Raw genomic sequence first — 19,549 nt, forward strand, 5'->3', positions numbered from 1 at the left:
TCGCGGCTCATCCGGCGCACCGCCAGTGATCGTCTTGCTCTGGAGATCGGAGTACGGCTGTCCCGAGTTCGGGGTCGAAGACTCGGTTCTGCACGCCAAAAACTGGGTTCCCTCTGAGGAGCCGCAATGGGGCGATAGCATCGCGTTTGTGGGGGATTGGGCGCTTCGGGCTGCTGTGATGGGCGATGTTGAGGCTGTGGCTGAGTTGCGGGCCGTGGTGCTCAGGGAGGACCTTGAGCGGCTCGGGCGGTACGACGAGCGTCGGGTGCGGCAGCGGTTGCGCGATGGGTTCGTGCCGGCGCACACGTGGGTGATCGAGGTGGGTGGGGCCTTCGCCGGTTGCGTGGCTTTGCGGTCGGAGAAGGACGCGTACTGGCTTGAGCACTTCTACCTGGATCCCGAATGGCAGGGCAGGGGTATTGGTGGTGCTGTTCTGAAAACGCTGCTGGAGCGCTGCGATCGGGAAGGCGCCGTGGTGCGGCTGAACGTGTTGCAGGGCAGTTCCGCCCGGCGGTTGTACGACCGGCACGGCTTCACGCAAGAGGCTGAGGATGAGGTGGACGTTTTCATGGTGCGCCACCCTTCCTCGCTCGAAGCGGGTCCTGTGGTATCGGGCGGAGATGGTTCCTGAGGCGTTCGCGGCGTTGCTTCGGCGAACGGCATGGGGCGCCCAGGCGGGCCGCTCTTTCCGTGCTGCTCGACTGGTGGGGGTGTTTTCAGCCTGAGCCGGGTTTCCAGTTCTCCAAGGGTGACGAGAGGGTCGTCGCGGCGATCGTTGAAAGGGTTGGGTGGGCGGTCATCGATCGAGGGCGAGACGCGCCGAAGTAGTGTGCGTAGAGGAGCAGTCGGATCTGCCGGGGAGTCGCCGTGCGTGTCGCCATTCCGTTGTTCGATCGGTTCACGGCGCTCGACGCCGTCGGCCCGTACGAGGTGCTGAAGTTCCTGCCGGACGCCGAGATCGTCTTCGTGGCCGAGCAGGCGGGGCCCGTCCGCGACGTCCCCAAGTGGCTGGCACTCACCGCCGACGCCGCCTTCGACGACATCGACGCCTGCGACGTGCTGCTGGTCCCGGGAGGCCCGGGGGCCAGGGCGCTGCTGGACGATCGCCCGCTGCTCGACTGGATCCGGCGGATGCACGAGACGAGCGCATGGACGACGTCGGTGTGCACCGGGTCCCTGCTGCTGGGTGCGGCGGGGCTGCTCAAGGGGCTGTCGGCGACCACGCACTGGGGTGCCGTGGACGTGCTGGAGTCGTTCGGCGCGACCTACACGCCGGAGCGGGTGGTGTTCCAGGGCGACGTCGTGACGGCGGCGGGGGTGTCGTCGGGCATCGACATGGCGCTCGCGCTCGTGGCGCGGCTCAAGGACCGGACGACGGCGGAGGCGATCCAGCTCGCCATCGAGTACGACCCCCAGCCGCCCTTCGACGCCGGCTCACCCGCCAAGGCCCCTCAGGCCGCCAAAGACCTGCTCAAGCGGAAGTTCACCTAGAGCGGCCGGCACCGGGACGCCGTTGGCGGTCATCGCCCTGCGCAGGAGGGCGGCGTCGCAGCCGTGGGTCGCCAGGTGGCCGAGGATGGGCTCGTACCGGTCGGGGCGGTCGCGTGCGAGCTCGGTTGCCAGCCGCAGCTCAAGGCGCACCACGGGCACCCGATGAGCGCCGCAGGCCACCTCGGTGCAGTGCTGCCAGGGGCCGCGGCCGATGCACTCCATGCCGTCGGAGTCGGTCTCCCGCTCGACCGTGCTGATCTCCACGACCACCCCGTTCACCTCGTACCGGGTGAAGTATTGGGCGGTTTCAGGGAGCCAGGCGGCCGGGTGGAGGCAGGGGAAGGGGGAGAGGGCGGCGGCGAAGGTGTCGACGTCGGCGCGCCGGGCCACCAGGAGGTCGATGTCGCCGGCGGGCAACTGCACGCCTTGGAGGAGGGCGGCGCTCGTGCCGCCGACGCGGTAGGGCGGGACGGTGGGCAGCGCGGTGAGGATCGTCTCCAAGGTGGAGGTCACGTCCTTGAGTTGCATGGCGGGCACGCTACCGAGGCGCGCCCCCTCACCGTCAGCGGGAAAATGGCGGGATGTGCGCGTGGATGGTGCTCATCGGTCCGGCCGCGACCGGGAAGAGCACGCTGGGAGAGGCGGTGGCCGCCACCACCGGGCGGACGTTCGTGGACGTCGACGCGCTCGGCGCCGGCTACTACGCCGAGGTGGGCTGGAGCATGGACCGGCTGCGCGAGCGCATCCGCGCCGTGGGCAGGGTCGCGGCCGAGCGCGAGTGGGAGCCGGCGCGGGCGTACGCGGTCGAGCGGGTCGTGGCCGAGCATCCCGGCGCGGTCGTCGCGCTCGGCGCAGGGCACAGCCACTACACCCGGCCCGACCTGCGGGAGCGAGTGCGGGAGGCGTTGCGGCCGGTGGAGCACGTGGTGCTGGTGGTGCCGTCCGCCGACCCCGAGCAGTCCGTACGGGTGCTGCGGGAGCGGAGCATCGCCACCAAGGGGACGGACTGGATCACCGGCGACGGCCACGACTTCCTGCACGAATGGGTCCATGACGCCGGGACCCGCGAGCTGGCCACGACCGTCCTGCACACCGAGGGGGAGTCGCCCGCCGAGAGCGCCGGCCGGCTGCTGGACGAGGTGATCAGGCTGTCACCTTGTCCAGGAACGCCTCCAGGTTGACCCGCACACGGGCGATCTTGTCCTCCACGGTCAGCGACTCGTCCATGAGCGCGCCGTCGCCGGGCGCCTTCTTCCTGCCCCTGGTGTAGAGGGAGCAGGCGAGGTCGGCGCAGACGTACTGGCCGACGGTGTTGCCCTGACGGCCGGCCTCGCCGGTGCGGCGGGCGGTCATCAGCGCGACGCCGCCGTTGGTGTGGGTGGTGAGGCAGAGCGAGCACATGCTGCGGGAGGTGAACGCGCGCGCCGCGCCGGACGTCACGCGCAGCGCCACGCCGGTGAGCGCGCCGCCGTGGTCGGCGACGAGGTACGCCCGCTCGGGGGCGCCCGGGTCGCGCCAGCCGAGGAAGTCGAGGTCGTCCCACGGGAGGTCCGCGAGATCCTTGGGGATGCCGAGCCGCTTGGCCTCACCCTTGGAGCAGTTGATGAAAGATGTACGGATGTCGTGATCTGTGATGGGACGCATGAGCGGCGACGCTAGTCCTTCTTAAAGCTCGTAAGCAACTGATTAAATAGCGTAGCAAGCAGATGAAAGGCAGCGCATGGCACGTGCGGGAGTGACCGCGGAACGCCTCACGCAGGCGGCGGCGGAGCTGGCCGACGAGATCGGCTTCCAGAACGTCACCGTCTCGGCGCTCGCGCGCGCGTTCGGGGTCAAGCCGGCGGCCCTGTACTCACACGTCAAGGACCTCCAGGACCTTCGGGTCAGGGTGGCCAAGCTGGCCCTGGCCGAGCTCGCCGAGCGGGCCGCCACCGCACTCGCCGGGCGGTCGGGCAAGGACGCGCTGGTGGCGTTCGCGAACGCGTACCGGGGCTATGCGAAGGAACATCCGGGCCGGTACGCCGCCGCGCAGCTGGAGATGGACTACGAGACCGCCGCCGACAGCGCGGCCCCGCGCCACTCCGAGATGACGCGGGCGATCTTGCGCGGCTACGACCTGCCGGACTCCGCCCAGACCGATGCCGTACGCATGCTGGGCGCCACCTTCCACGGATACGTGAGCCTGGAGATGGTCGGCGGGTTCCGGCACACCCCGCGCTCGGTCGACGAGTCCTGGAACCGCACCCTGGACGCGCTCGACGCCCTCCTGCGCAACTGGCCTTCACACGGACGGTAGCTCGCCGACGGCGGCGACCAGGTGGGCGCCGCCGTACGTGCAGCGCCAGACGACGGTCTCGTCCTGGTACGCGACCCATAGGCCGCGGTCGTGCTCGGGACAGACGGGCCAGGCCCGCCAGATCATCTCCACGATGACCTCCTGGGCGGCGTCGGCGACCTCGGCGAGCGCCCCGACCGGGTCGCTGCCGGTCGAGGGGGCCATGCCGTTGCCCTGGTAGGCGCCGCGGAACTCCACGCGCGCGTACCCCTGCGGGTCCCAGTCGGGGACGTTGAGCCGCAGCGTGCCGGTGACGCCGGTGGCGCGGGCGTCGCGCTCCACGACGGCGAGCGCTTCTTCCAGGGTGTGCCACCAGCCGGGTTCGAGCTCGAACGGCGGCTCGAACGACGTCTCCCGCAGGACCGCCTCCGCCACCCGGGACAGGTCGGCAGTCTGACAGAGAGGGGCAGGGTCGGACTCCAGGAACTCCCTGGTCGCGGGGGTGCTGACACCGTGGTCGTCCAGCACGATCACGAGGTCGAGGAGCGTGGCGTAGTCGAGGTCGCCGTCGCGCAGCTGCTCGTAGACGCGGCTGCTCGCCTCCGTGATCGCGTCGCCGGTCACGTGGGGTTGCGGAGCTCGTCCACCCTACGGCGGATGTGCTGCTCGGCCGGCTCCTTGGTGACGCCGAGGCCGGCGAGCACGCCCACCACCGGGGCGTCGTCGAGGGACAGGACGCCGAGCAGGAGGTGCTCGGGGCCGATCCAGTCGTGGCCGAGGCGCAGCGACTCGCGGGCGGCGAGCTCGAGCGCCTTCCTGCTCTGGGCCGCGAACGGCAGGAACTGCTCCTCGCTCCCCGGGCCCGTGCCGAGCGCCGCCGCCAGCGCGTTCCGTACCGTCTCGACGGGCGCGCCGAGCGCGGCCATCGTGACGGCGCCCAGGGCGTCGGGCTGGTGCAGCTGGCCCAGCACCAGGTGGGCCGGCTCGATCTGCGCGTGCTTGGACGCGCGGGCCTCCTCCTGGGACTTGACCACGACGACGCGGGCGCGATTGGTGTAGCGGGTGAACGTCTGCAGGTCGTCGGTCATCGCCTTGGCGCTGCTGCCTTCCTTGGGAACGAACCGCTTCTGGGCGGCCTGTTTGGTGACGCCCATGCTACGCCCGATCTCCGTCCACGATGCTCCGGAACGTCGGGCCTGGTCGACGAAGTGGCCTATGAGATGGTCGGCGACTTCGCCGATGTGCTCGGCGAGCGTGACGGCGTCGGCCAGCTCGCTCAGGGGGCGACGCTTCCAGCTGGGGTCGTGAAAGGGTGGAGGCATGGGAGCTGACGAGCTGGCGCACGTACGGTGGATCGCGGGCGGGACGGGGGCCGGCAAGAGCACCGTCACCCGGATTCTGGCCGAGCGGTATGAGTTGCCCGTCTACGACGGTGATCGTGCCGAGGCGCGGTACGTCGGGCGGTGTACGCCGGAGCGGCAGCCGTACATGTGCGCTCTGGTGCGGATGCCCAAGGAGGAGCGGTTCGCCGGGCGCGCGCCGGAAGAGGTGTTCCGCGCGATGCCGAGCCTGCACGGCGAGACGTTCGGGTTCGTGGTCGAGGAGCTGCTGGCGTTGCCCGCCGATCGGCCGGTGCTGGTGGACGACTTCCGGCCGCTGCCCCGCGAGCTCGCGCCGCTGCTGAAGCGCCCTGAGCAGGCGGTGTTCCTGCTGCCCGAGCCGGGGTTCCGGCGCAGGAACCTGGCGGCCCGCTACGCCGACCCCGCCGCGGCCCGCGCCACCTACGGCGACGTGGACCCCGCCGCGGCGCTGGCCGTGCGGGTGGCGCGGGACGAGCTGTGGGACGCCGAGGTACGCCGTCAGGCCCGCGAGACCGGCCTGCCCGTCGTGGACGTGGACGGCTCGCGGACCCCGGACGACCTGGCCGCCGATCTCGCCGCCGCCTTCGGCCTCACCCCACTTTCGGCGGCCAAGGGCGGCTGACCCGACCGGCCTTCCCCGCCCGTCGAAGGGGGCGGGGAAGACCGGCCGTTCTACTTCTTCGTCAGGTGACGGTTGAGGAGGTCGAAGAAGGCGTCGCCGCGGACGATCTCGAACGGGTCGCCCAGCAGCTCGCCCAGCTCGGCGATGTCGGACGGCGTCCAGTTCCACGCGTTCACGGCCGCGGCGATGAACAGCGGCGTGGAGCCGTCCCAGCCCTCGATGTGCCTGAGCAGCCCGTCGCGGTACTCCTGTGCCTTCCCCTGCGGGTAGAGGTTGCCGATGACCGGCAGCCCGCCCACGTGGGTCTGCAGGTCGCCGGTCTCCCACGACTGGATGATGCCGCGGATCGGGGTGTTCCTGCGGTAGGAGGCGGCGATCCGCTCGTCGAAGGCGACCCAGCCGTCGTCCTCGGCGTTGCGGTGGTTGTAGGCGTAGACGAGGTCCATGCCGGTGCGCCGCAGGAACCGCCCGGTGAGCTTGGTGTAGGCGGCCAGGTCGGCCTCGGGCCACGAGCCCGGGTAGGTGTAACCGGCGCCGGACGGCCCGGCGATGAGCAGGTCGTTCTCGGTGGCGGTGTGCTGGTAGTGGGCGAGCAGCGCGGGCCCGATGTCGGCGAGCAGCGGGCTGACCGTCCAGTTGGTGGGGACGCGGCCGCGCGCGGGGTCGTCCCAGAGCTGCCGCATGCGCCGCTGGCAGTACTGGATGTTGTCGCCCTCGCCGACGGTGAGCGTGAGGTAGACGCGGTTGCGGAGGGTGGCGCGTGGACGCGGGCGTACGCGGTCGGAGACCTTGGCGGCGACGCCGGCGTGCACGGTGCCGTTCATGTAGTAATCGGCGGGCACGACCTCCACGGCGTGCTGGGAGGCGCGGTCCACGCCGCCCCACTCGCCGGCCACGTCGTTGGAGAACCAGCCGGCGTACGGGGTCGTCGGCCTGACCTTGCTGAAGATCTCGTCGAGCAGCTTGCCGGTCTCGCCGGACGGCGGCAGCCAGAAGACCATGGCCCGGCTGGCCACGGTGTAGTCGCGGAAGTAGGGGAACGGCTCGACCCGGGTGGGCGCGGTGGTGGTGGCGGTGACCAGGTACTGGTTCCACAGGTCCACCTCGACGAGCAGCTCGCGGGTGCCGGCCGGCGGGGTGAGGCGGTAGATGAAGTAGCCGCCGCCGTCGGCGAAGCGGTTGGACTCGGCGCCGACGGCCGAGTTGACGCCGTCGAAGAGGTACGGCGCCTCCGCGTCGGTGCCGGGGGTGAAGGCGGCGATCTGGGCGCCGTCGGCCTTGACGACCAAGGAGCCGACGGAGGCGCCCCAGCCGTCGTCGCCGAGCGAGTCCTGGAAGCGCAGGAAGACGCCCTCCTCGCCGGACAGCTCCTGGCTGAGGTCGAAGGTGCGCACCTCGCGGTTGGAGGTGTCCCTGATGCGCTCGGTCTCCCTGGCGATCTCGCGCCACTGGACGTTCTCGACGGACACGGTCCTGGTCGGCGGCAGGCCGCTGAGCAGGGCGTGGGTGCAGCGGGGCCAGAGGGTGTCGAGCTGCCAGCGGTAGATGGCGAGCACGTCGTCGGCGCCGAAGCGGCCGCGCAGGTCGGTGACGACCTTGAGGCGGTGCTGCTCGGCCTGCTCGGCGGTGGCGGCGACGGCGTTCTCCAGGCCGGCCAGGGTGGTGGCGACGTTCACCGAGTCGGGGACGTCGGGGTCGTGCAGGATCGCGCCGCGCACCTCGCCGCGGTAGCGGGCGACGAGGTCGAGCGGGCGGTCGTGGCGGGTGACGGCGGCGCCGGTGCTGGACAGCCAGCGCTCGTCGTAGCCCTCCTCGTTGTAGTTGAAGTACAGGCGGGGGCGGCGGCGGTTGACGACTCCCTGAAGGGTGGTCAGGAGGAGCTGGTCGTCGCCGTGCAGGGTGGCGATGTCGGCGTAGTCGAGCCGGCTGGGGCGGCCGAAGCCGGGCAATAAGGGGGCGGAGGCGGAGGCAGCGGCGGGGGCGGCGGGCAGGCTCAGACCCAGCGCGCCGGCCGCGAGGACCGTGCCGTTCGCCAGGAGGAATTCACGTCGGGAGACCATGGCGTTCACTGCTCCTCGTCGGGGGGAGACCAGGAATGACAGCGTTGTCATCGCTTCGCTAGCGAACGTACCTATGTGACGGTTTGTTGTCCATGGTGTAAATGCGGCGAAATTTCCGGATAAGCCGTGCCGATCGCTCATGTGATCGTTTCGTGAGGCACTGAAGCGTTTCAACGGAGCAACCGCAGGGTACGGCCGACGTTAATTTGAGCTGCCTGTTCACCAGGAGCCACGGATGTCCCGTGTCATGCTCACCTCCGCCGCCCGTGACGCCCTGCGCGCCGACGAAGTGGTCTTCTTCGACTGGCACGTCACCGGTCTGTGCTGCGCGGACGCGGGCGAGTTCTCGGTCAGGCCGCTGCGGCGCAGCAGGTTGCCGCGCCGGGCGCGCGGGCTCGGCCCCACCGGTCTCGTGTACGCCCACCCGACGGCCTGGGTGCACCTCGCCGAGCTGCCCGTCACCATCGACTGCCGCCCGCTGTGGCGCTGGCGGCGCTTCACCACCGACCTGCTGCCGGACGCCGGGCTGCGCTGCTGTCTCGGCCGCCCAGCTCACGACCCTGCTCATGATCCTGTCCGTCGCCAGACACATGGGAGGTAACCGGTGAAGCTGCGTTCCATCATCATCTGGACGGCGGTGGCCCTCGTCGGGGCCGTCGGTTGGGCGGTGCTCGCCCTGTCCAGAGGCGAGAACGTCAACGCGGTCTGGCTGCTGTGCGCCGCGCTCGGCTCGTACGCGATCGCCTACCGCTTCTACGCCCGCTTCATCGTCCGCAAGGTGCTGCGGGCCGACGACCGCAGGGCCACCCCGGCCGAGCGGCTGGACAACGGCATCGACTACCACCCGACCGACCGGCGCATCCTGTTCGGTCACCACTTCGCCGCCATCGCGGGAGCGGGGCCGCTGGTCGGTCCCGTGCTGGCCGCGCAGATGGGTTACCTGCCCGGCACGATCTGGATCATCGCGGGGGTGATCTTCGCCGGGGCCGTGCAGGACATGGTGGTGCTGTTCTTCTCCATGCGGCGCAACGGCAGGAGCCTCGGGCAGATGGCCCGCGAGGAGATCGGCCCGGTGGGCGGCGCGGCGGCGCTGATCGCGGTCTTCGCCATCATGATCATCCTGCTCGCGGTGCTGGCGCTGGTCGTGGTGAACGCGCTCGCGCAGTCGCCCTGGGGCGTCTTCTCGATCGCGATGACCATCCCGATCGCCCTGTTCATGGGCTTCTACCTGCGGGTGATCAGGCCGGGCAGGGTCGTCGAGACGACGGTCATCGGGGTCGTGCTGCTGATCCTCGCCATCATGGCCGGCGGCTGGGTGCAGGAGTCGAGCTGGGCGCCGACCTTCACGCTCAGCCCGTCGGCGCTGGCGCTGTGGCTCATCGCGTACGGGTTCGTCGCCGCCGTCCTGCCCGTCTGGATGCTGCTCGCGCCGCGCGACTACCTGTCGACGTTCATGAAGATCGGCACGATCGTGCTGATCGCGGTCGGCATCGCGGTCACCATGCCCCCGCTGCGGACCACCGCGTTCACCGACTTCGCCTTCAACGGCGAGGGGCCGGTCTTCGCCGGGTCGTTGTTCCCCTTTGTGTTCATCATCATCGCCTGCGGCGCGCTGTCCGGCTTCCACGCGCTGATCTCGTCCGGCACGACGCCGAAGATGATCCAGAAGGAGACGCAGGTCAGGATGATCGGCTACGGCTCCATGCTCATGGAGTCGTTCGTGGCGGTCATGGCGATCACCGCGGCCTGCGTGCTGAGCCCCGGCCTCTACTTCGCGATGAACTCACCGGCCGGCGTCGTCGGCGCGACCGTGCAGAGCGCCGCCGAGGCCGTCACGAACATGGGCTTCGTCATCACCCCCGAGCAGTTGCAGGCCGCGGCGGCGGCCGTGCAGGAGGAGACGCTGATCGCGCGGACGGGCGGCGCGCCCACCCTGGCCGTGGGCATCTCGCAGATCTTCTCCGGCTTCCTCGGCGGCGCGGGGCTCCAGGCGTTCTGGTACCACTTCGCGATCATGTTCGAGGCGCTGTTCATCCTCACCACCGTGGACGCGGGCACGCGGGTGGGCCGGTTCATGCTGCAGGACACGATCGGCAACCTGTGGAAGCCGATCTCCCGGGTGAGCTGGTGGCCCGGGCTCGTCGCGACCAGCGCCGTCGTGGTGGCGGCCTGGGGCTACTTCCTCTACCAGGGGGTCAACGACCCGCTCGGCGGCATCAACCAGCTCTTTCCGCTGTTCGGCATCGCGAACCAGCTCCTCGCCGCCGTCGCCCTCACCGTGGCCACCACACTGCTGATCAAGAGCGGCCGGCTCAAGTGGGCATGGGTGACGGGCGTCCCGCTGGCCTGGGACGCCGCCGTCACGCTCACCGCGAGCTGGCAGAAGGTGTTCTCGCCCGACCCCACGCTCGGCTTCTTCGCCCAGCGCGACCGCTACCAGGCCGCGCTCGACCAGGGGCAGCTGCTCGCGCCCGCCAGGACGGAGGACGCGATGCGGCAGATCGTGGTCAACTCGACCGTGGACGGCGTGCTGGCCGCGCTCTTCGCCGTGCTGATCATCGTGGTCCTCCTCGACGCCGCCCGCATCTGGATCAAGGCGATCCGGCTGCGCGAACCGCTGCCCGACACGGAGACGCCGTTCCAGGAGTCCACGATCGTGGCGCCGTCGGGGCTCATCGCCACCCGCGAGGAGAAGGAGCTGATGGCGAAGTCGCCGTGACCGTGAGGCAGGCCGTCAGGGAGCGAGCCAGGCGGCCGTGGGCCAGCCCTCGCGCCGCCACGCGCTGTCCCAGAACATCCACTCGTACGCCGCCGCCCGCCCGTACGCCTGCGCCATCGCCTCGCGGGTGTCCGGAAGGGAGGCGGCGGCGAGCCGGTCGGTGATGGCCTTGGCCCGCTCGACGGACGCGGCGAACTCCGGGTCGGAGTAGGTGGAGATCCACTTCGCGTACGGGTGCGCGGGGTCGTCGCCGGCCTTGGCGAGCAGCGCGGTGCCGACGTCCTGGTAGATCCAGAAGCACGGCAGCACCGCCGCCGCGATCACGGGGTAGGGCGCCGACAGGGCCGTGGCCTGCAGGAACGACGAGTACGCCAGGCACGTCGGCGAGGTCGCGATGCCCTTGACGGCCGCGCCCAGCTCCTCGATGTAGCCGGAGTGCAGCTCGCGCTCGGCGACCAGCGCGGTGTGCGCGCTCATGGCCCAGAACGCCGCCTCGTCGGAGTCGTCGGCGCGGACGGACGCGGCGGCCAGCGCCTTCGAGAACGCCTCCAGGTAGCGGGCGTCCTGCACCATGTAGAAGGCGAACGTCTCACGGTCGAGCGAGCCGTCGCCGAGTGCCGTGACGAAGGGGTGCTCGTGGATGGCGCGCATCAGCTCGGACGTGCGCTGCCAGATGTCATCGCAGAACATCGCGTCTCTTTCGCGAGAGGGGGGCCGGTTACCAGGCGTTGTGGAAGTGGTGGACGGGGCCGTGGCCGTGGCCGACGCCCAGCGAGTCGGCGGCGCGCAGCGCCTGCGTCAGGTAGTCCTTCGCGGCGCGCACCGCACTGGGCCAGTCGTCGTGACGGGGCCGCAGCGCCGCGATCGCCGAGGACAGCGTGCAGCCCGTGCCATGGGTGTTGTGCGTCGGCACCCGCGGCGCGGCCAGCTCGATCGTGCCCTCGGGGGTGGCCAGCACGTCGACGCAGGTGTCGCCGTCGAGGTGGCCGCCCTTGAGCAGCACCTGCCGGGCGCCGAGCGCGCGCAGCCTGGCCGCCTGCGCGTGCATCTCGGGCAGCCCGCTCACCTGCGGCTCGCCGAGCAGGTCGGCCGCCTCGGGCAGGTTGGGAGTGATGAGGTCGGCGCGCGGCAGCAGCGTGCGGCGCAGCTCGCTCACCGCGTCGGCGGGCAGCAGCCGGTCGCCGCTCTTGGCGACCATGACGGGGTCGAGCACGACATGAGGCGGCCGGTATGTGTCGAGCGCCGCCGCCACCGCCTTGATCAGGTCGGCGTCGCCCAGCATGCCGATCTTCACGGCGTCGGCGGGCACGTCGGTGAGCAGGGTGTCGAGCTGCTGGGCCACGAACGCGGCGGGCACCTCGTGGATGCCGGTCACGCCCGTCGTGGTCTGCGCGACCAGCGCGGTGACGACCGTCATGCCGTACGCGCCGAGCGCCGAGAAGGTCTTGAGGTCGCCCTGGATGCCGGCCCCGCCACTCGGATCGGTGCCCGCGATGGTCAGGACCTTGGGAACGGCGTTCGCTGCCATGACGTCCCTTCGCTAGTGCGAACTAGATCAGGTTCGACGGGTGTAATCTCAGCCCGGCTTTCCGGGCACCCCGCGTCAACGGCTCACTCTAACAGGCCGGGTTGTTGACCACACGTTCGAGTGTGGGCATCGTAGGGCGGGTGGCCGCTGACGAGACGCGCGACGGGGTCTCCCTGACCAACCTCGACCAGCCCCTCTTCGACGGCGCCGACGCCACGAAGCGGGACCTGGTCGACTACCTCGACGCGGTCGCGGGCCGGATGGTGCCCGTGCTGCGCGACCGGCCGCTCTCGGTCATCCGGGTACGCCCCGGGCAGGAGCCGTTCATGCAGAAGAACCTGCCCAAATACGCTCCCGACTGGGTGCGTTCGGTGTCCGTGTGGGCGGATTCCTCCCGGCGGCGGATCACGTACGCGCTGTGCGACGACCGCAGGACGCTGCTCTGGTTCGCCAACCAGCGGGCCGTCGAATACCACCCGGCGCTCTACGCCGGTGAGCACCCCACGCACATGGTGCTCGACCTCGACCCGCCCGAGCACGACTCCTTCGCGCCGGCCGTCCGGGGCGCGCACCTCGTCAGGCAGGCGCTGGCCGACTGCGGGCTGGCCGGGGCCGTCAAGACCAGCGGGGCCAAGGGGGTGCACGTGTTCGTGCCCGTCGTGCCCGGCACCGCGATGGACGACCTGGCCGCCGCCACCCGGGCGCTGGCCGCCCGCGCCGAGCGGCTGGACCCGGCGCTCGCCACCACCGCGTTCATCAGGGAGGACCGCGAGGGCAAGGTGTTCCTCGACTCCACGCGGGCGGGCGGCGCGACGGTGGCGGCCGCCTACAGCCCGCGGATCCGGCCCGGCGTGCCCGTCTCGTTCCCCGTGGCGTGGGACGAGCTCGACGGCGTCCGGCCTGGCGAGTTCACCATCCGCACCGCTGTCGAGCGGCTGGGTGAGGGCGACCCGTGGGCCGAGCACATGCCGGAGCCGCAGTCGCTGCCCGCCGACCTCGTCGAGGAGGGGCACACGATCCCGGTGGCGCGCGCGCAGGCGATGCACGAGGGCAAGCGCCGCGCCCGCGCCCGCCGCGCCGAATAGCCGTCTGCGCCGCCGCGCCAGATAGCCGCCCGGCCCCCGCATCGGATAACCGCCTGCGGCGCCGGACTGCCGCCCGCGGAGCCGGGCCGTCACCCGCGGCCGGTGGCGGGGGCTGTGGGCGGCACGGCTGGCGGCGGATAAGTCCGGATTTATGGGTCTTAACGATGATCGGTTGGCGGGTTACCGTCCGGGGGCGGCGAACGGCCCCGCGGTGCTCGACCGCGTCTCGCCCGACGCGAAGTCGTACGTGCCGGGGGAGGACTTCCACACCTTCCAGCCCTCGCCGCCCGGTGACGTCACCGCGCAGGTGCAGGGCGTGGACCTGACCCTGCCACCGACCCCTGCGCCCAGCTCGACCAGCGGTTGCGAGGAGGCGGACTTCGCCGGGTTCGTGGCGGGGAACATCGCGCTCATCCAGCGCGGCACCAGCCCGTTCGCCCAGAAGGTACGCAACGCGGGCTTCGCGGGCGCGTCCGCGGTCATCGTCTTCAACGAGGGCCAGCCTGGACGTACCGACTCGACCCCGCTCGACCTCGGCGAGTGGCGGGCCGGCGGCATCTTCACCGGCGCGGAGGGAACCAAGACGCCGGAGGAGGCGGCGATGTTCGGCGGCACGGCGGGCGCGCCGTACGACCCGTGCTACCACCAGGCGTGCGACACCCTCGCGAACGTCAACGCGACGGTGTTCGACGTGAACGCCGACGCCATCGCGGACTCGACGGCCCGCTTCGCCTTCGACCTGCGCGGCATCCCGCCACGCACTGCCCCGTAGCCCGCTTCGCCGGGGCGAGGGCGCTCTCGCCCCGGCTGCGGTCAGCGGGTGATGGTGACGTCGTCCACGCCGGCCTCGACCAGGGAGGCGCCTGAGGCGTCGGCGGCGTCGAGGAGGATGCGAACGGTCTGGCCCGTGTAGGCGTTCAGGCTCGCCGTGGCGGTGGTCCAGGCGCCGTTGCGGTTGGTGGCGGCGCCGGGCTGGTTGAGCACGGTCGTCGTGGTGCTGCCGACGACGCGGACGCGCAGGTAGTCGGCGCTGGAGGCGTTCGAGCCGTGCGCCAAGTAGTACGAGAAGGACAGGTTCAGGGGGCCTGCCGAGGGGAGCGTGATCGGCGGTGACTGGATCGAGGTGACGCCGCCGTCGATGTCGTGGTCGCCCGCCGACGGGCCGGCCAGGCGGCCGGTCACCAGGTCGTTCGTGCCGCTGACCGTGGTGCCGAGCTGCTTGGCGCCGCTTGAGGTGGTGTCCTGCGGGTCGCCGCGCTCCCAGAGCCCGGTGCCGGCCGTGTCGGTGCCGTCCGGGTCCGCCGTCCAGCCCGTGGCCGTCTCGAACGTGTCCTGCCAGACCACGACCGGCGGTACGGCAGTGGCGAGGGTCCACACGGCGTGGGCGATGGCGTCGGCGTTCCTGTTCAGCGCGGTGTCGTTGATGTTGGCCGTGGTGTCGCAGGAGCGGTGGTAGCAGACGTCGAACGCCTGCCCCGCGGTGCCGCCCCACAGCGCGGCCTGCGCGCTGGACTTGATGCCCTCGGCCCCGGTGAACGTGCCACCGGCCGGGATGCCCGCCGCGATGAACGGCCCGTAGTCGGAGCGGCCGTCGAAGTCGGTGCCGCGGGTCTGCACGCCGATGGAGGTGAAGTAGTCCTGGAGGGTGCGCTCCAGGGCAGCGGACCCGGCGGGGCCCGGCCCGGCGCCCGTCCCGTCCGAGTTGTCGCCGTCGTACACGAAATATCCGGCGTTGGAGGAGCCGACCATGTCGAAGTTCAGGTACCCCTTGATCCGCGCGCGTTCCGCGGCCGGCAGGTTGTTCACGTAGAACCGCGACCCGCGCAGCCCCAGCTCCTCCGCGCCCCACCAGGCGAAGCGCAGGTGCTTGGCCGGCTGCAGCGCCTGGCGGGAGACTTCGAGCGCGGTCTCCAGGACGGCCGCGCTGCCCGAGCCGTTGTCGTTGATGCCGGGCCCCGCGGTGACGCTGTCGAGGTGCGCGCCCACCATGAGCACGTCGTTCGGGTCGCCGCCCGGCCAGTCGGCGATGACGTTGTAGCCGGTCGCGCCGTTGTAGGTGAACGACTGCAGGGTGGTGGTGTAGCCGGCCGCGTCGAGCTGCGACCTGACGTAGTTGGCCGAGGCGAGGTAGCCGGGCCTGCCGTGCGCCCGGTTGCCGCCGTTGGCGGTGGCGATGGACTGGAGCTGCGACAGGTGGGCCTTGACGTTGGTGAGGGAGATGTCCGGCGGCGCGGCGGCCCGCGCCGGCCCGGCCGGCATCACCGTGATGAGGGACAGTGCTGCGATCGCCGCGATGAGGGGTGATCTCGTTTTCCAGGACGTACGCCTAGATAAGAGCAAGGCGGCGCCTCCATCCGAGGTCGAGGGTGGAAGATCCCGAGATGGTGCTGAATGGACGGTAACGCCGCGAAGGTGGTTCGCCTAGCTGTTTGTACGAGTGGTGATGCCGGGTTTGAGCGCCGCCACCGCCGCCTCGGGGTCCTGGGCGAAGAACCTGATCGAGGTCACCTCGGCGCGGCGGCCCAGCGGGCGGACCACGGTGACCGGCTCGGCCAGCTCGACCGTCACGTTCGTCTGCGAGGAGACCGCCACGGTCAGCCGCCCGCCCTCGACCGTGATCATGCCGCCCTGGTGGTACGCCCGCCCGGTCCGTACGCCCGCCACCAGGTCACGGGGCACCCGCAGATCGAGATAGACGCTGTACCTGACCCGCAGCTCATCGGCGGTGACCACGTGTGGCCTGGTGGCGCAGCCGGCGGCCAGCATGAGGACGTACAGCAGGCCGTACAGGTCGGCGATCAGCACCCCGTACCGCAGCCAGGCGGGCACGCCCAGCGCGGCCAGCAGCAGGTCCACGACCACGGTCTCGACCGCCATCGCGAAGCCCATCAGGCCCAGCATGAACGCCTGCTCCTTGCCGTACGCGAGCGCCGTCTCCCCGTCCGGCACCCCGTGCCGCCGCCGCACGATCCACGCCGCGATGGCGGCCAGGCCCTTGACCTCGAACCCCACGATCCGCAGCACCGCTCTGACCATGTGCTTCCTTTCTCCGGCGGTTTCCCCGCTCATGGGACACGTTGACGTCGCGTCAAGGTCAAGCCCGCCAGACCTGCTCGGCATGGGTTGAACCCGTCGCGAGGTGCCGGCGTACAACCTGTCGGACCTGCGGCACCCGTCGATGACCTGCCGGAACGCGATCACCGGCGGTGCCGCCCACGCTGACCGGCCACCACGGGGACGGCGATGGAATTTCATGCATGGAGCGACGGCCTGGCTCTGCGGCCGCGCGATTACCTCGGCATGGGCGAGCCTCTGGCCGCCGTCGTCAGGGCGGCGGGCCCGCTGACGGGCGAGTGGCTCTACCTGTTCGCCCTCGGCACCGCCACCACGATGGCGCGCCTGCACCTGGGCGGCATCGCGGGGCTGCGGCTCAGCCCGGCGAACGTGCTGATCTCACCCCAGGGGGAGGCGATCTTCGCCCCGGGGCCCAGGGACAGCTTGTTCCCCGGGCACGACGTCGGCGACTGGGCGGGCGTCGTGGTGTTCGCGGCGACGGGGCGGCTGCCGGACGACGGCGCCGACCTCGACCGGCTGCCGCCCGCGTTGCGCGCGGTCATCGACGAGTGCCGCCGCCCGGATCCGGGTGCCCGCCCGTCGGCCGTGGACCTGGTCCGCATCCTGCTCGGGCATCCCGGGCGGCACCCTGGGCGGCATCCCAGGCGGCATGTTGGGCGGCGTCGTGGCGGCTCGGTGCACGAGCTGCTGCTGGCGGCCGAGCGGCGGACGATGCCGTACGAGCGGGTCCGGCATCCTGAGCCCCCGCCGCCTGAGCCGTTGTGGCGGCGGCGGGCCTACCTCGCGGGGCTGGCGATCGGCGTGCTCGCCGTGGCGGTGGCGGCCGGGGTGGTGATCCTGGTGTCCGGCGGCGAGCGGCGTGCCGCCACGGACGACCTGGTCGACGCGATGGGTGCGCGCACGGCCACGTTCCGGCACGTGAGCGGGGTGACCGTGGCCGAGGGGCGGCTGAGCTTCGACGGGGCCGCGTCCACGGCGTACGCGATGAAGCTGACCTGCGGGAACGCTCCCGCGCCCGTCGCGGTCTCGCTGGTCGGGAGCAGGGGCGTGGCGGGCGGTGCGGCGTTCGACACGGCCAGGCCGCCGAACGAGCCGTGCGCCCAGCAGCAGGCGCCCGGCGTGCGGGAGCTGAGCTCGCCGTACACGATCAAGGCGCTGCTCGACGCGGCGGGAACCGGCGTGACCAGCAGGCCCGCCGAGGGCGGCGGACGCGTGCTCACCGGCTCCGCGCTCGCGCACCGGGTGCGGGGCGAGGAGAACGCCGCGTCGTTCGCGGGCGTCGGCGCCGAGGGCCCGGTGCGGTTCACCGTGCAGGTGGACGACGCGGGGCTGCCGGTACGCCTGCGGCTGCGCATGGAGAGCCGGGCCGCCGGCCCCCGCGTCGTCGAGACCGTCTACCGCGACTGGCGCGCCTACGAGGACATCAAGGAGGGGCCGCATGGCTGAGGAGTTCAGCGCGAACCGCCAGGAGGCCACGAGCGCCGCCCACGACCCCAAGACCATCCTCGGCTCGCGTCACTAAGCGGCGGCGCATAGCCCGGCACCGATCACGCATCAGCGAGTGGACGGGCGGTGACCACGAGGCCGCCCGGCTGCGTTCCCGTCATGGCTCGACCGCGTGTCCCGTTCGGCGCAGTGATTCGAAGGTGTTTCACCCGGCCGCCACCATAAAATAGCGATCTTGCTACTGTTTTCCGTGATTAATTCCCCGTATCAGGAAAAGTAGGACTATCGGTAGTGGGACGGGCCAGACATTTCCGGATTCGGGTGGTGTCACATGAGCATTTTTGGCCGGACTCTTGAGTGTCCCTTCTGCGTCCTCGCGGTCGATGGGCGCTCGCCGGTATGGAGCCATTTGTTTCCTGCTGACACCGGCAATGAGGTCATCTGCGAGAACGGCTCCTTTCTGGTCGTTCTCGATACCGCGCCGCTCGTGGAAGGGCATCTGCTCATCATTCCGGATCGTCACATAACTGCGCTTGCGAGCCTGCCGGAAATCGAACGTGACGAGCTATATGCAGCGAAGCGGGAGGCCGAACTGAGGATGCGCGAGGCGTACGGACGATTCACGTACTTCGAGCATGGGGCGGAAAGTCGCGGGCGGCATGCCGGCGCGTGCATCGATCACGCCCATCTGCATCTGCTGCCCGGCGACATCGACCTGTTGCCACACGTCGCTCGCGATTATCCGGAAATTCAGGCTTTCACGGGTTATGGGGATGCCCTTGATGGCTTGGCCGGCCGCGCTTATGTGATGTTCGGCCGGGAGCCCGGGCCGGTCCACGGAGCACACGCCCCCGTCTGTGCCACGCAATACCTCCGACGTCTCGTCGCACGGGAGACCGAGCGCGAAGCTGTGTGGAACTGGCGTGACGCCGTTCGCTGGGCCGACACCCTGGCGGTGCGCGAGCGGCTACTCAGCGCGAGGACCAAGCTCCTCGGTCATCCTTCCCCTCGATGAGCGAGGCACTGGACGATGCTGGAGCGCTCGCTGTAGATGAGCTCATCGCGCCTGCTCAGGTCGTCGATCGTGAATCGCGGGCCGGCGGACAGAACCTGTCGCGTATACCACTCGCTGAAGAAATGCCTGACCTGTCCACCGCTTCGATAGAGCTGTGGACCCAGTTTTTCACCTTGGCCGTACAATGGATCATCGATCGACCTGCAGCTGAAAAGGATCAGGCCGCCAGGGCGCAGGACGCGATGTACCTCGCGGAAGATGTCGCGAGTGACACTGTCCGAAAAGTAGTGCAACGAGAGCCGTGCGTAGACGGCGTCGAAAGCACCTACGGGGAAGGCCAGAGGTGTGCGCAGGTCCTGGATGAGAAAGCGCACTCCGGATGTCCGCCACGCGTGCACATTCTCGCGGACGGCGAACTCCGAGAAGTCCGACGCTGTGACCGTGTGCCCGAGACTCTGCAGGTGTACGGCGTCTCTTCCACTGCCACACCCCAGTTCGAGTATTCGTCGGCCAGGACTCAGCTGAGCGGCGAGAAGGTGGGCGAGCGGTGTCGGAGTGGAGCGCTCTTCGCTGTGCCAGTATTTTCGATGGTGCTCATTCCACAGGCGCCTCTGATCGACCTCGGCGGCCAAGGAGGATGGCGTACCGTTTGATGCGCGATTGGGGTTGGTGTCCTTTATGTCGGCCGCTGAGCCCCTGGTCAGCTGAGTCATAGCTGACCTTACCAAGACATGGTATGCGCAAGCGAGATACACCGAGAATCTAAAGTCGCTTTACAGGTGCTGATCTGCTGCTACACTGCAAAAAGAAACACATTGTCCCAGATTTCACTAGTATGGCCTTTGGCTATAAATGCTCAGGACGTTGCATGT

21 protein-coding genes and 1 riboswitch are annotated in these 19,549 nt (G+C 70.4%); of the genes, 11 read left to right on the forward strand and 10 right to left on the reverse strand.

Annotated features, from left to right (window positions below; all coding sequences use genetic code 11):
• Positions 1-25 precede the first annotated feature (25 nt).
• Together ABZW11_RS15615 and ABZW11_RS15620 are read left to right on the forward strand one after the other, a co-directional pair.
• Entirely contained in the window at positions 26-631 is a 606-nt protein-coding gene (locus ABZW11_RS15615; RefSeq protein ID WP_355416993.1) for a GNAT family N-acetyltransferase, read from the forward strand.
• A 236-nt stretch (positions 632-867) separates the two neighbouring features.
• A complete protein-coding gene (locus tag ABZW11_RS15620) occupies positions 868-1,491 on the forward strand; it encodes a DJ-1/PfpI family protein (RefSeq protein WP_355416996.1) in 624 nt (207 codons plus the stop codon).
• Here the strand turns inward: ABZW11_RS15620 and ABZW11_RS15625 are convergent.
• Complete coding sequence (locus ABZW11_RS15625) at positions 1,435-2,019, reverse strand: hypothetical protein (RefSeq protein WP_355416999.1); 585 nt, start codon at positions 2,017-2,019, stop codon at positions 1,435-1,437. The genes ABZW11_RS15620 and ABZW11_RS15625 overlap by 57 nt on opposite strands.
• Positions 2,020-2,072: 53 nt before the next feature.
• On the opposite strand from ABZW11_RS15625, the gene ABZW11_RS15630 reads away from it, so the two are divergent.
• A complete protein-coding gene (locus ABZW11_RS15630; protein ID WP_355417002.1) occupies positions 2,073-2,672 on the forward strand; it encodes a shikimate kinase in 600 nt (199 codons plus the stop codon).
• Here ABZW11_RS15630 and ABZW11_RS15635 read toward each other — a convergent pair.
• The gene (locus ABZW11_RS15635) at positions 2,635-3,135 is read right to left on the reverse strand and encodes an FBP domain-containing protein (RefSeq protein WP_355417005.1); all 501 of its coding nucleotides are present in this window, start codon (positions 3,133-3,135) and stop codon (positions 2,635-2,637) included. The genes ABZW11_RS15630 and ABZW11_RS15635 overlap by 38 nt on opposite strands.
• 76 nt (positions 3,136-3,211) lie before the next feature.
• Here ABZW11_RS15635 and ABZW11_RS15640 point away from each other — a divergent pair, with 76 nt between their 5' ends.
• Positions 3,212-3,787, forward strand: a complete 576-nt coding sequence (locus tag ABZW11_RS15640) for a WHG domain-containing protein (protein ID WP_355417008.1) — start codon at positions 3,212-3,214, stop codon at positions 3,785-3,787.
• Here ABZW11_RS15640 and ABZW11_RS15645 read toward each other — a convergent pair.
• Complete coding sequence (locus ABZW11_RS15645; RefSeq protein ID WP_355417011.1) at positions 3,773-4,390, reverse strand: hypothetical protein; 618 nt, start codon at positions 4,388-4,390, stop codon at positions 3,773-3,775. The genes ABZW11_RS15640 and ABZW11_RS15645 overlap by 15 nt on opposite strands.
• Positions 4,387-5,088: a Clp protease N-terminal domain-containing protein gene (locus tag ABZW11_RS15650; RefSeq protein WP_355417014.1), complete on the reverse strand. Its 702-nt coding sequence runs from the start codon at positions 5,086-5,088 to the stop codon at positions 4,387-4,389. The genes ABZW11_RS15645 and ABZW11_RS15650 overlap by 4 nt, the downstream gene beginning before the upstream one ends.
• Between ABZW11_RS15650 and ABZW11_RS15655 the strand changes: the two genes are divergently transcribed.
• A complete protein-coding gene (locus tag ABZW11_RS15655; protein WP_355417017.1) occupies positions 5,087-5,749 on the forward strand; it encodes a hypothetical protein in 663 nt (220 codons plus the stop codon). The genes ABZW11_RS15650 and ABZW11_RS15655 overlap by 2 nt on opposite strands.
• A gap of 50 nt (positions 5,750-5,799) precedes the next feature.
• On the opposite strand, the gene ABZW11_RS15660 is transcribed toward ABZW11_RS15655, so the two are convergent.
• Positions 5,800-7,809: a GxGYxYP domain-containing protein gene (locus ABZW11_RS15660; protein WP_355417020.1), complete on the reverse strand. Its 2,010-nt coding sequence runs from the start codon at positions 7,807-7,809 to the stop codon at positions 5,800-5,802.
• A gap of 235 nt (positions 7,810-8,044) precedes the next feature.
• Between ABZW11_RS15660 and ABZW11_RS15665 the strand changes: the two genes are divergently transcribed.
• A complete protein-coding gene (locus tag ABZW11_RS15665; RefSeq protein WP_355417023.1) occupies positions 8,045-8,410 on the forward strand; it encodes a hypothetical protein in 366 nt (121 codons plus the stop codon).
• 3 nt (positions 8,411-8,413) lie between these two features.
• On the forward strand, positions 8,414-10,528 hold the full coding sequence (locus ABZW11_RS15670) for a carbon starvation CstA family protein (protein WP_355417026.1): 2,115 nt from the start codon (positions 8,414-8,416) through the stop codon (positions 10,526-10,528).
• Between the two features lie 15 nt (positions 10,529-10,543).
• On the opposite strand, the gene ABZW11_RS15675 is transcribed toward ABZW11_RS15670, so the two are convergent.
• Positions 10,544-11,218, reverse strand: a complete 675-nt coding sequence (locus ABZW11_RS15675; protein WP_355417029.1) for a TenA family protein — start codon at positions 11,216-11,218, stop codon at positions 10,544-10,546.
• Positions 11,219-11,246: 28 nt separating this feature from the next.
• Positions 11,247-12,056: a bifunctional hydroxymethylpyrimidine kinase/phosphomethylpyrimidine kinase gene (thiD, locus tag ABZW11_RS15680; protein WP_355417032.1), complete on the reverse strand. Its 810-nt coding sequence runs from the start codon at positions 12,054-12,056 to the stop codon at positions 11,247-11,249.
• A riboswitch (TPP riboswitch) is annotated at positions 12,044-12,139 on the reverse strand. (Overlaps the previous gene by 13 nt.)
• 57 nt (positions 12,140-12,196) lie before the next feature.
• On the opposite strand from thiD, the gene ABZW11_RS15685 reads away from it, so the two are divergent.
• Positions 12,197-13,141 carry an ATP-dependent DNA ligase gene (locus tag ABZW11_RS15685; RefSeq protein ID WP_355417035.1) on the forward strand — a complete coding sequence of 315 codons (945 nt, stop codon included), beginning with the start codon at positions 12,197-12,199 and terminating at the stop codon, positions 13,139-13,141.
• A 172-nt stretch (positions 13,142-13,313) separates the two neighbouring features.
• A complete protein-coding gene (locus ABZW11_RS15690; protein ID WP_355417038.1) occupies positions 13,314-13,913 on the forward strand; it encodes a PA domain-containing protein in 600 nt (199 codons plus the stop codon).
• A gap of 41 nt (positions 13,914-13,954) precedes the next feature.
• On the opposite strand, the gene ABZW11_RS15695 is transcribed toward ABZW11_RS15690, so the two are convergent.
• Together ABZW11_RS15695 and ABZW11_RS15700 are read right to left on the reverse strand one after the other, a co-directional pair.
• Complete coding sequence (locus tag ABZW11_RS15695; RefSeq protein ID WP_355417041.1) at positions 13,955-15,400, reverse strand: M28 family peptidase; 1,446 nt, start codon at positions 15,398-15,400, stop codon at positions 13,955-13,957.
• A 162-nt stretch (positions 15,401-15,562) separates the two neighbouring features.
• Positions 15,563-16,177, reverse strand: a complete 615-nt coding sequence (locus ABZW11_RS15700) for a hypothetical protein (protein ID WP_355417044.1) — start codon at positions 16,175-16,177, stop codon at positions 15,563-15,565.
• A gap of 207 nt (positions 16,178-16,384) precedes the next feature.
• On the opposite strand from ABZW11_RS15700, the gene ABZW11_RS15705 reads away from it, so the two are divergent.
• Together ABZW11_RS15705 and ABZW11_RS15710 are read left to right on the forward strand one after the other, a co-directional pair.
• Positions 16,385-17,662: a hypothetical protein gene (locus tag ABZW11_RS15705; protein ID WP_355417047.1), complete on the forward strand. Its 1,278-nt coding sequence runs from the start codon at positions 16,385-16,387 to the stop codon at positions 17,660-17,662.
• Positions 17,663-17,993: 331 nt separating this feature from the next.
• Positions 17,994-18,677, forward strand: a complete 684-nt coding sequence (locus ABZW11_RS15710) for an HIT family protein (protein WP_355417050.1) — start codon at positions 17,994-17,996, stop codon at positions 18,675-18,677.
• Here the strand turns inward: ABZW11_RS15710 and ABZW11_RS15715 are convergent.
• On the reverse strand, positions 18,659-19,390 hold the full coding sequence (locus ABZW11_RS15715) for a class I SAM-dependent methyltransferase (protein WP_355417053.1): 732 nt from the start codon (positions 19,388-19,390) through the stop codon (positions 18,659-18,661). The two genes, ABZW11_RS15710 and ABZW11_RS15715, sit on opposite strands and share 19 nt — an antisense overlap.
• Between the last annotated feature and the right edge of the window lie 159 nt (positions 19,391-19,549).

The organism is Nonomuraea sp. NPDC004580 (genome assembly GCF_040609855.1).
Classification (GTDB): domain Bacteria; phylum Actinomycetota; class Actinomycetes; order Streptosporangiales; family Streptosporangiaceae; genus Nonomuraea; species Nonomuraea salmonea.

What these genes read in the sequence shown, in the direction of transcription:
- ABZW11_RS15665 (WP_355417023.1), top strand. Translation starts at nt 8,045, where the DNA reads ATGTCCCGTGTCATGCTCACCTCCGCCGCCCGTGACGCCCTGCGCGCC.
- ABZW11_RS15675 (WP_355417029.1), bottom strand. Translation starts at nt 11,218, where the DNA reads ATGTTCTGCGATGACATCTGGCAGCGCACGTCCGAGCTGATGCGCGCC.
- ABZW11_RS15640 (WP_355417008.1), top strand. Translation starts at nt 3,212, where the DNA reads ATGGCACGTGCGGGAGTGACCGCGGAACGCCTCACGCAGGCGGCGGCG.
- ABZW11_RS15700 (WP_355417044.1), bottom strand. Translation starts at nt 16,177, where the DNA reads ATGGTCAGAGCGGTGCTGCGGATCGTGGGGTTCGAGGTCAAGGGCCTG.
- ABZW11_RS15635 (WP_355417005.1), bottom strand. Translation starts at nt 3,135, where the DNA reads ATGCGTCCCATCACAGATCACGACATCCGTACATCTTTCATCAACTGC.
- ABZW11_RS15655 (WP_355417017.1), top strand. Translation starts at nt 5,087, where the DNA reads ATGGGAGCTGACGAGCTGGCGCACGTACGGTGGATCGCGGGCGGGACG.
- ABZW11_RS15660 (WP_355417020.1), bottom strand. Translation starts at nt 7,809, where the DNA reads ATGGTCTCCCGACGTGAATTCCTCCTGGCGAACGGCACGGTCCTCGCG.
- ABZW11_RS15650 (WP_355417014.1), bottom strand. Translation starts at nt 5,088, where the DNA reads ATGCCTCCACCCTTTCACGACCCCAGCTGGAAGCGTCGCCCCCTGAGC.
- ABZW11_RS15705 (WP_355417047.1), top strand. Translation starts at nt 16,385, where the DNA reads ATGGAATTTCATGCATGGAGCGACGGCCTGGCTCTGCGGCCGCGCGAT.
- thiD (WP_355417032.1), bottom strand. Translation starts at nt 12,056, where the DNA reads ATGGCAGCGAACGCCGTTCCCAAGGTCCTGACCATCGCGGGCACCGAT.
- ABZW11_RS15630 (WP_355417002.1), top strand. Translation starts at nt 2,073, where the DNA reads ATGTGCGCGTGGATGGTGCTCATCGGTCCGGCCGCGACCGGGAAGAGC.
- ABZW11_RS15625 (WP_355416999.1), bottom strand. Translation starts at nt 2,019, where the DNA reads ATGCAACTCAAGGACGTGACCTCCACCTTGGAGACGATCCTCACCGCG.
- ABZW11_RS15695 (WP_355417041.1), bottom strand. Translation starts at nt 15,400, where the DNA reads ATGCCGGCCGGGCCGGCGCGGGCCGCCGCGCCGCCGGACATCTCCCTC.
- ABZW11_RS15710 (WP_355417050.1), top strand. Translation starts at nt 17,994, where the DNA reads ATGAGCATTTTTGGCCGGACTCTTGAGTGTCCCTTCTGCGTCCTCGCG.
- ABZW11_RS15715 (WP_355417053.1), bottom strand. Translation starts at nt 19,390, where the DNA reads ATGACTCAGCTGACCAGGGGCTCAGCGGCCGACATAAAGGACACCAAC.